General features: G+C 70.5%; 8 protein-coding genes. 6 read left to right on the top strand and 2 right to left on the bottom strand.

Features of this window, described 5'->3' with window-relative positions:
* Nucleotides 1-285 precede the first annotated feature (285 nt).
* Entirely contained in the window at nt 286-504 is a 219-nt protein-coding gene (locus tag CKO28_RS25845; RefSeq protein ID WP_200344033.1) for a hypothetical protein, read from the top strand.
* 153 nt (nt 505-657) lie between these two features.
* Here the strand turns inward: CKO28_RS25845 and CKO28_RS25840 are convergent, their stop codons facing one another.
* Together CKO28_RS25840 and glpK are read right to left on the bottom strand one after the other, a co-directional pair.
* Nucleotides 658-1,032: a hypothetical protein gene (locus CKO28_RS25840; RefSeq protein WP_200344031.1), complete on the bottom strand. Its 375-nt coding sequence runs from the start codon at nt 1,030-1,032 to the stop codon at nt 658-660.
* A gap of 308 nt (nt 1,033-1,340) precedes the next feature.
* Nucleotides 1,341-2,834: a glycerol kinase GlpK gene (glpK, locus tag CKO28_RS25835; protein ID WP_200344029.1), complete on the bottom strand. Its 1,494-nt coding sequence runs from the start codon at nt 2,832-2,834 to the stop codon at nt 1,341-1,343.
* A 255-nt stretch (nt 2,835-3,089) separates the two neighbouring features.
* Here glpK and CKO28_RS25830 point away from each other — a divergent pair, with 255 nt between their 5' ends.
* The 5 genes from CKO28_RS25830 to CKO28_RS25810 all read left to right on the top strand — a co-directional run.
* Complete coding sequence (locus tag CKO28_RS25830; protein WP_200344027.1) at nt 3,090-3,977, top strand: SAM-dependent methyltransferase; 888 nt, start codon at nt 3,090-3,092, stop codon at nt 3,975-3,977.
* Between the two features lie 352 nt (nt 3,978-4,329).
* Nucleotides 4,330-5,259, top strand: a complete 930-nt coding sequence (locus tag CKO28_RS25825; RefSeq protein WP_200344025.1) for a histone deacetylase family protein — start codon at nt 4,330-4,332, stop codon at nt 5,257-5,259.
* Nucleotides 5,260-5,585: 326 nt separating this feature from the next.
* Complete coding sequence (locus tag CKO28_RS25820) at nt 5,586-5,921, top strand: exodeoxyribonuclease VII small subunit (protein WP_200344023.1); 336 nt, start codon at nt 5,586-5,588, stop codon at nt 5,919-5,921.
* 17 nt (nt 5,922-5,938) lie between these two features.
* Nucleotides 5,939-6,826, top strand: a complete 888-nt coding sequence (locus tag CKO28_RS25815; protein ID WP_200344021.1) for a farnesyl diphosphate synthase — start codon at nt 5,939-5,941, stop codon at nt 6,824-6,826.
* A gap of 66 nt (nt 6,827-6,892) precedes the next feature.
* A partial coding sequence (locus tag CKO28_RS25810) for a 1-deoxy-D-xylulose-5-phosphate synthase N-terminal domain-containing protein (RefSeq protein ID WP_242480827.1) occupies nt 6,893-7,613 on the top strand: 721 nt, incomplete at its 3' end.

Genomic DNA, 7,613 nt, shown 5'->3' with positions numbered 1-7,613 from the left:
GCGTTTGATGAGCGGGGCGGAGAAACGGAGCGACGGCCCGGACTGAGGCACCGGCATCGGGCGAAAGCCGCCGGCCAACGGCTACTCCCCGGGACCCACCGCCACCGCGCTCCTCCTCGACTCTACTACATACGAATCGCCGCCCGCCAGCCTGCGAGCGCTGGGCTGGCGAGTCGGTGCGGCGCCAGTGTTCGGCGTTCGCGGACAGGCGCGCCGTCGCGCGAGTCGGCAGCCATGCGTCTCAGGAGCCGGACGCGCGGCGCGCGCATGAAGCGGAGGTTGCGTATGTGGACCCAGGCGAGAAGTCCGCTCGGCTACCGGTGCCAGGACTGCGACACCGACCTGCCGGTTGTCGGGGCCGATCACGGCCTTTCGGTGCTGACCTGCCCGGAGTGCGGGCGCGCCTGCGACCTGGACGGCGGCGCCGCGCCGCGCGGCAACGCCCGGCCGGCGAAAAAGGTGGTGGCCACCGGCATGCGCGCGGTGATGTTCCCGTTCACCTAGAGCAGGATGCTGAAAGGTGAAGCCACCTTTCAGCTGAATCTTGCTCTTTCTTCAAGCAGTTAGAGAAAAATTCACGGTCAAGGTCGACTCGCCCTTCATCGATTTTGCTCTAAGCCGGGCCGGTACACGCCGCGCGCAGCGCACGCCGGCCGCTTACTCGCGGATGCGGATGAACAGCTCGTCCGGGGCCTCGACGTCCTGGTTCACCGGGGTGACCCGCCAGACCTGTCCGGTGCCCCAGCCGAAGTCGAAGCTGGCGACCGCTTCCTGCAACTCGACGTTGGTCGGTCGCTCCAGAATCTGACAGGCCTGCGACTGCGCCAGGACCTTATAGGCGGCAACACGGCCGTCTTCAGCGTAGACCTTCTCGAACTCGACGTACGGGTCGGGCGAGGTGCAGCCGACCTTGGTCTGCGTGGTGTCGCCGACGCTCAAGCTCTGCGCCAGGGCGGGGCCGGCGGTCGCGCCGGCGAGCGCGAGGCCCGCGGTCGCGGCGACTGTCGCGTGGGCAAGGCTGGACAGGTTCATCGGATCTCGACCTCCTGCGGGCAAGACGCCGAGAGGTGGAAGCACCTTTCAGCTGACTCTTGCTCTCTCTTCAAGTATTTAGAGCAAAATTTACGATGAAGGTCGACCCGACCTTCATCGATTTTGCTCTAGCGCGAAATTCAGCGATCCGAGCCGGGTTCGGCGTTGATCGATTCGCGCTTGGCATTCGGTTTCGTCGCGGTGGCCGCGGCCGGGCGCGGCCGCGGCCACCGCCGCAACCCGGTTCACGACGTAGGTGTGCCCGGGGTTCGCGCCAAGGGCCCGCAGATGCGGCCGCTTGCGAGGCCTCAGCGGTTGGTCCGCACCCGGCCGACGGCGTCCAGCCAGCCGGCGTAGCGGCGTTCGCGCTCGCTCGCGCCCATCTGCGGCTTGAACAGCTTGTCGGCCTGCCAGATCTCCCGGATGCCGTTCTTGCCGTCGATCACCCCGGCCTTGGTGCCGGCGAGCGAGGCCGCCCCCAGTGCGGTCGTCTCGATCACCTGCGGGCGTTCGACCGAAACGTTCAGGACGTCGCTCAGGCGCTGCAGCAGCCAGTCGTTGGCGACCATGCCGCCGTCCACCCGCAGCGCAGTCGGGGCGTCGGCGCCATCCGCCTCCATCGCCTGCATCAGGTCGCGGGTCTGGTAGCAGACGCTGTCCAGCGTGGCCGCCGCGATCTCGGCGGGGCCGGTCTGCCGGGTCAGGCCCAAGAACGCCCCGCGCGCGTCGCTGTCCCAATAGGGCGCGCCCAGGCCGACGAACGCGGGCACCATGTAGACCTGGCTCTCCGGATCGGCCTGGCGTGCGAGCGCTTCCGTCTCGGCCGCGCTGGACAGCAGCTTGAGGCCGTCGCGCAGCCATTGCACCGCCGCGCCGGCGACGAAGATCGAGCCCTCCAGCGCATAGGTGGTGGTCCCGCCCAGCCGGTAGGCGATCGTGGTCAACAGGCGGTTGCGGCTCTGCGGCGCGGTCTGGCCGGTGTTGACCAGCGCGAAGCAGCCGGTCCCGTAGGTCGACTTCATCATGCCTTCGTCCAGGCAGGCCTGGCCGACCATCGCGGCCTGCTGGTCGCCTGCGATCCCGCACACCGGGATCGACGCGCCCAACAGATCGGCCTGGGTGTGCCCGAACTCGGCGTCGCACGACCAGACCGCCGGCAGGATCGCCTTGGGGATGTCCAACAGCGCCAGGAGTTCGTCGTCCCAGCGGCCGTGGCGGATGTCGTAGAGCATGGTGCGGCTGGCGTTGGTGGCGTCGGTCGCGTGCACCTGACCGCCGGTCAGGCGCCACAAGAGGAAGCAATCGACCGTGCCGAAGGCGAGTTTGCCGGCCTGCGCCTTCTCCTTCGCGCCCGGGACGTTGTCGAGCAGCCAGGCGATCTTGGAGGCGGAGAAGTACGGGTCGATGATCAGCCCCGTCCGGTACTGGATCAGCCGCTCGTGGCCGCCGTGGCGCAGCTTGTCGCACAGCGGCGCGCCGCGGCGGTCCTGCCAGCAGATCGCGCGGTGGATCGGCTCGCCGGTCTCCCGGTCCCAGATCACCGCCGTCTCGCGCTGGTTGGTGATGCCGATCGCCGCCACGTCCCGCGCGCTCAGGCCCGCCTTCTCGATCGCCCCGCGCGCCGTTTCCAGCGTGTCCCGCCAGATGTCCTCGGCGTCGTGCTCGACCCAGCCGGACTTGGGGAAGTGCTGGGGCAGTTCCTTCTGGGCATCGCCCAGCATCTGCCCGCGGTCGTCGAACAGGATGGCGCGGCTCGACGTGGTGCCCTGATCGATCGCCAGAATGTGGCGCGCGTTGGCCATGAAGCGTGTCCTCCCCGGATGCGCAGCCTTCGTTGTTCGCCCGGCCGGTCGGTTGTGCATGCCGGCCCGTGCTATCGGTCGCGCAGGATGCTGCCCCCGGCGTGTGGGATCAAGGCACGCGGCCTTGAACTCGGGCCGCGGCGCGAAAGGTTAGATGAGCGTCCGACCCCTCCACCGTTCGTCCCCTCTCCCCCCGGTGGCGGAGAGGGAACGCGCCGCAGCGCCCTGCCCACGATCCAGAAGAGGCCGCCCGTCATGAACGCCGCCACCGCCCACCCGCGCACGCGCGACTTCGCCCGCTGGCTGGTCGACCCGCGCACCCGGCCGGGCGTGGCGGAGATCTACGAGACGATCGCCACCAACGCGCTGAGCGAGACTGGCCTCTACCTCAACCTCGGCTTCTGGCGCGACGACGTGGCGAGCGTCGACGCCGCCAGCACGGCGCTGGTGCATCTCCTGGGCAAGGCGGCGGAGCTGAAGCCGGGCGACCGGGCGCTCGACGTCGGCTACGGCTTCGGCGATCAGGACGCGGAATGGCTGCGGGCGTTCGATCCGGCGGCGATCGTCGGCCTCAACATCACCGAAAGCCAGGTCGAGACCGCGCGCGGGCGGATGGCGGAGCAGGGGCTGTCCGACCGGATCGACCTGCGGCAGGGCTCGGCGACCGACATGCCGGTCGGGGACGCCGGCTTCGACAACGTCCTGGCGCTGGAATGCGCCTTCCACTTCGACACCCGCGACGATTTTTTCCACGAGGCGTTCCGGGTTCTGACACCCGGCGGCCGGCTGGCGGCCGCAGACATCCTGCCGGCCGCGCCCGCCGGCGATCCCCTGACCCGCGCCGTGCAGCGGGCGATCTGGGAGGTTACCGCGCGCACCTGGAAGATCCCCGAGGCCAACGCCGTGCGCCCGCCAGCCTACGCCCGCCAGCTGGAAGCCGCCGGGTTCACCAACGTGCGCATCACCTCGATCCGCGAGCGGGTCTACGTCCCGTTGCACCGGCACCTGGCCCGCCGGTCCGAGCTGTTCCCCGACCTGCCGACGCCCGCCCGGATGGCCGCCCGCGCCGCGCTCGCGGTGCCGCCGGAGCTCGCCTACAGCGGCCTGGACTACGTGATCGCGACGGCGGACAAGCCGGCGTGATCGTGGGCGTGGGGAGGCAGGCGGGTTCGGCGGCTTTCCGCGCGCGACCTCGGCCAGGGGCGGCGGCCAGGGGCGGCGCACCCGACGAAAACCTCGAGCGCGCGCACGCTGTGAGAAAAGCAATTCTGACCCTGGTGCGGATTGGCGACCGCGCCGCGCGTTGACATCGGCGCGCGGGTGCGCTCGGCTTATCCGCGGATCACGTGACTGGGCCGCGGCCGCGCCTACACCTCGGGCGGGTCAACGCCGCGGCGCGCGACAATCGGCCGCCGCACGCAGGCGGACGCGACTGGACCATAACAACCGCGGGCCATCGAGCACCGTCGGGCGGGGAGGCGACAGGGCACACGCGATGACCACACGTCTTTATTGGCACACCGACTGCTTCAACCATGACCCCGGGCGCATGCATCCGGAGCACCCCTCGCGCCTGAAGGCGGTCCTGAAGGCGCTGGAGGGCGACAGCTTCGCGGCGCTGGAGCAGCACGCGTGCCCGATGGGCACCAACGAGCAGATCGCGCGCGTGCACCCGCAGAAGTACATCGACAACATGCATGCCAAGATCCCGGAAGAGGGCATGGCCCCGATCGATGCCGACACCAACGTCTCGCCCGGCTCCTGGGATGCGGCGCTGCGCGCGGTGGGCGGCGTCTGCGCGGCCGTCGACGCGGTGGTGACGGGCGACTGCGACAACGCTTTCTGCGCCGTCCGGCCGCCAGGCCACCACGCCGAGCGCGCGCGCTCGATGGGCTTCTGCCTGTTCTCCAACGTCGCGATCGGCGCGCTGCACGCCCGCGCGGTGCACAGCCAGCACCGGATCGCGGTGGTCGACTTCGACGTCCACCACGGCAACGGCACGCAGGACATCTTCTGGGACGACCCGGACCTGTGGCTCGCCTCGACCCACCAGTGGGGGATCTATCCCGGCACCGGCAAGGCGGGCGACCGCGGCTGCGCCAACAACATCGTCAACGCGCCGCTGCCGGCGATGACCGGCTCGGAAGGCTTCCGCCAGGCCTGCTCCGACATCGTGCTGCCGCAGCTCGCCAAGTTCCAGCCGGACCTGATCCTGATCTCCGCCGGCTTCGACGCCCACGTGAAGGACCCGCTGGCCGCGCTCTGCCTGGAGGAGGACGACTTCACCTGGATCACCGAGCAGATCATGAAGGTCGCCCGCTCCGCCAACGGCGGCAAGATCGTCTCGGTGATGGAAGGCGGCTACGAGCCAGAATCCATGGCCGCCAGCGCCGCCGCGCACGTGAAGGCGCTGATGGCGGGGTAGGGCGGATTGGGGAGTGACGGCCGTTTCGGCGGGTCCCTCTCCCTTGAGGGGAGAGGCTAGATGAGGGTGGGACTCCCCGGCGTAAGGCGAGGAGTCTCACCCTCCCACGGACCTGACGGTCCGCGGGCCCCTCCCTCTCCCCTCAAGGGCGAGGGGATTTGCGGCCCTCCCGCTGCGTCTCGCCGCTCGCTGGGCGCGCGGTCGCCCGCGCGCTTGCCGCTGGCCGGGCGCGGGTCTACAGTCCGCCCGCGTTTTTTGGGCGGGCGCGGTCCGCCCGCACCACCGTCGCCACGACCCTGTGAGCTGGAGCCAGCGAACCCAACGCCATGGCGGAACAGTCCAAGCAATCCGGCGGCGAGCAGGCCGCGTCCCCCCAACACGCGCCTGCCGACGTCCAGCAGATGAGCTTCGAGGACGCGCTCGCCGAGCTGAAGCAGATCGTCGAGCGCCTGGAGAAGGGCGAAGGCAAGCTCGACGAGGCGATCCAGGCCTACGAGCGCGGCGCGCACCTGAAGCGCCACTGCGAGCAGAAGCTGAAGGAGGCGGAGGCCAAGATCGAGAAGATCCGCGTGTCCGGCTCCGGTGGCTCCGGTGGGGGCTCGGGCGGCAGTTCCGACGGCAGCGGCGGCGAGGTGTCGACCGAGCCGCTGGACGTCGAATAGACCCGCGCGACACCGCCGTGACCGATCTTTCCGAAGCCCTCAAGAGCACCGCCGCGGCCGTGACCCGCCAGCTGGACGACCTGCTGCCGCAGATCGGCGGGCCGCGCGGGCGCGTCATCGAGGCGATGCGCTACGCGTGTCTGGGCGGCGGCAAGCGCCTGCGCCCGTTCCTGACGGTGGCCAGCGCCCGGCTGTTCGACGTCCGCGATCCGCGCGCGCTGCGGGTCGCCGCGGCGGTCGAGATGGTGCACTGCTATTCCCTGGTGCACGACGATCTGCCGGCGATGGACGACAGCGACCTGCGCCGCGGCCAGCCGACGGTGCACCGCAAGTTCGACGACGCGACCGCGATCCTGGCCGGCGACGGGCTGCTGACCGAAGCGTTCGCGATCCTGAGCGAGCCGGCCACGCACAAGGACGCCCAGATCCGCGGCGAGCTGACCCGCGGCCTCGCCGAGGCGGCGGGCGCGCGCGGCATGGTCGGCGGTCAGCAGGTCGACATGTCGAACGAGCGCAACGAGCTCGATCTCGACGGCATCACCGAGCTGCAGCGGATGAAGACCGGCGCGCTGATCGAGTTCGCCTGCGAGGCGGGCGCGATCCTGGGCAGCGCCGGCCCGGAGGACCGCGGCGCGCTGCGCGCCTACGCCCGCGATCTGGGGCTGGCGTTTCAGATCGCCGACGACCTGCTGGATGTCGAGGCGTCGACCGAGCAGGCCGGCAAGCCGACCGGGCAGGACGCCGCCGCCGGTAAGGCGACCTTCGTCGGCCTGATGGGCAAGAAGCGCGCGCGCATCCGCGCGGAGGACCTGGTCGAGTCCGCCTGCGGCCACCTGGACCGCTTCGGCGAAAAGGCCGGTCTGCTGCGGCATACGGCGCAGTTTGTGGTCAACCGGCCGTCCTAGCCTTAGGTCACTGGGCGGACCGCGGGAGGGCCCGCGCCGCGTCGCCCGTTCGCGAGGGAGAGCTGTTTGCGTAACGACACCAAGACCCCGTTGCTCGACACCATCCGGGACCCCGCGGACCTGCGCCGCCTGAACGACGGGCAGCTGCGCCAGCTGGCCGACGAGCTGCGCCTGGACATGATCGACAAGGTCGCCGAGACCGGCGGCCACCTGGGCGCCGGCCTGGGCGTGGTCGAGCTGACCACGGCGATCCACTACGTCTTCGAGACGCCCGACGACAAGCTGATCTGGGACGTCTCGCACCAGTGCTATCCGCACAAGATCCTGACCGGCCGGCGCGAGGGGATGACCAGGCTGCGCCAGGGTGGCGGCCTGTCCGGCTTCACCAGCCGGGCGGAGAGTGTCTACGACCCGTTCGGCGCGGCGCACTCGTCCACGTCGATCTCCGCCGGGCTCGGCTACGCCGTGGCGCGCGACCGACAGGGCCGGCATAACCACGTCGTCTCGGTGATCGGCGACGGCGCGATGAGTGCCGGCATGGCCTACGAAGCGATGAACAACGCCGGGGCGATGAACAGCCGGCTGATCGTGATCCTGAACGACAACGACATGTCGATCGCCCCGCCGGTGGGGGCGATGAGCGCGTACCTGTCGCGGATCCTGTCCTCGCGCTCCTACCGCTCGGTGCGCGGGGCGATGCGCGACCTGTCTCACCAGTTCCCGCGCCCGGTGCGCGAGGCCGCCCGCCGGGCCGAGGAGTACACCCGCGGCCTGTTCACCGGCGGCA

This window comes from Rhodovibrio sodomensis, from assembly GCF_016583645.1.
Lineage (GTDB): Bacteria > Pseudomonadota > Alphaproteobacteria > Kiloniellales > Rhodovibrionaceae > Rhodovibrio > Rhodovibrio sodomensis.
This window is presented reverse-complemented; position numbering and strand designations above follow the sequence as displayed.